This window comes from Collinsella sp. CLA-ER-H11, assembly GCF_040092445.1.
GTDB lineage: Bacteria > Actinomycetota > Coriobacteriia > Coriobacteriales > Coriobacteriaceae > Collinsella.
Map to the genome: position 1 here is coordinate 1 of NZ_JBBNLN010000028.1, position 1,506 is coordinate 1,506.

1 protein-coding gene is annotated in these 1,506 nt (G+C 69.9%); it reads left to right on the forward strand.

Translation table 11 applies throughout. From position 1 onward, the window contains the following. The first annotated feature begins 126 nt into the window (after positions 1-126). A complete protein-coding gene (locus AAAX35_RS09555) occupies positions 127-1,446 on the forward strand; it encodes an IS256 family transposase (protein WP_349117456.1) in 1,320 nt (439 codons plus the stop codon). Positions 1,447-1,506 lie beyond the last annotated feature (60 nt).

Consider the following 1,506-nt stretch of genomic DNA (forward strand, 5'->3'; position numbering starts at 1 on the left):
GGTAGCGCACAGAGATGTGGTGTAAGAGGCGGGGCATGCCCCGCCTCCGCCCTTTCAAGAAAGGACGGGGACACCGCCTAGAATTCGTCGTTGGAGTAATGAAGGTGACGAATGGAAGGAAAGGCGATGCCCCAAGAAGAGAGTGTACTGCGCCTCGGCCGCGACGAGGCCCTCGAGGCGGCGAGGCTTTGGCAGGAGTGCGGCGACGCGCGCGAGTTCGCGTGCAGGATGCTGGGCAGCGTGATGAACGCGCTGATGGACTCCGAGGCCCAGCAGATGTGCGGCGCGAGCCGCAACGAGCGCAGCGACGGCAGGGAGAACAGCCGCAACGGCTACCGCCCCAGGTCGCTCAAGACCGCCGTGGGCGACGTGGAGCTCGAGATACCCAAGCTCAGGCACGGCACCTACTACCCCGAGGGCATGCTCGCGCGATGGTCGCGCGTCGACACATCGGTGGCCGCCATCGTGCAGGAGATGTACGTGTGCGGCGTGTCCACCCGCAAGGTCGAGCGCGTGGCGTCCAAGCTGGGCATATCCTCGCTGTCGAGCTCGGAGGTCTCGAGCCTCTGCTCCGACCTCGACGCCGAGGTGGCGGAGTTCCGCCGCCGCGACCTTTCGGGCACGCCGTGCTGCTACCTGTGGCTCGACGCCACCTACATGAGCTGCAGGGTCGGCTCGTCGGTCGTCTCGCAGGGCGTCGTGACCGCGATCGGGCTGGGCGCCGACGGGCGCAAGCACTTCCTGGGCTGCGACGTGGTCGACACCGAGAGCGAGGACTCCTGGGCGGCATTCCTCGGCGGGCTGCGCGAGCGCGGGCTGGCCGGCGTTCGCCTCGTGGTCTCCGACAGCCACGCCGGGCTCGTGGCCGCCGTCTCGCGCCTGTTCCAGGGCTGCGCCTGGCAGCGCTGCGTGACGCACCTGCAGCGCAACCTCCAGAGCGCCTGCTCGGGCAGGCCCGAGGACTCCAAGGCGGCCGTCAGGGACCTCGTGCACGCCGCGGTCTACCAGGACGACCCCGACCTCGCGCGCTGCGTGTGGGCCGAGGCGGCGCCCTGGGTGGCGTCGGTGTCCGCCAGGGCCGGCGAGGTCTTCGAGCGGGCCGAGGACTCCGCGCTGGCGTTCACGGCCTTCCCCAGGGCGCACTGGGCCAAGCTCCGCACCAACAATGTCCAGGAGCGCGCCAACCGCGAGATCAAGCGCCGCTACAGGGTCGTGCAGTCCTTCCCCTCGAGGGAGTCGATGCTGCGCCTGACGTGCGCGAGCCTCATGGAGACCGAGGGGCAGTGGTCCCAGCAGCGCGTGTTCTCCGAGGCCTCGGCCGCCGAGGGCTTCGCCGAGCCCGCGGACAGGCCGGCCCCGACAGAGGGGAGGCGCCGCGCGCTCGGGCGGCGCGCCAGGGAGATAGTGGACGAGATAGTCGAGAGGCGCGGTCTCAAGAAGGAGTAACATCGGGACTTGCAGCGACGGACCTCAGGACGCTCTTACACCACGTCTGCGCGCGCCACC

Coding starts and splice junctions, on each gene's coding strand:
- AAAX35_RS09555 (WP_349117456.1), top strand. CDS start 127: ATGCCCCAAGAAGAGAGTGTACTGCGCCTCGGCCGCGACGAGGCCCTC.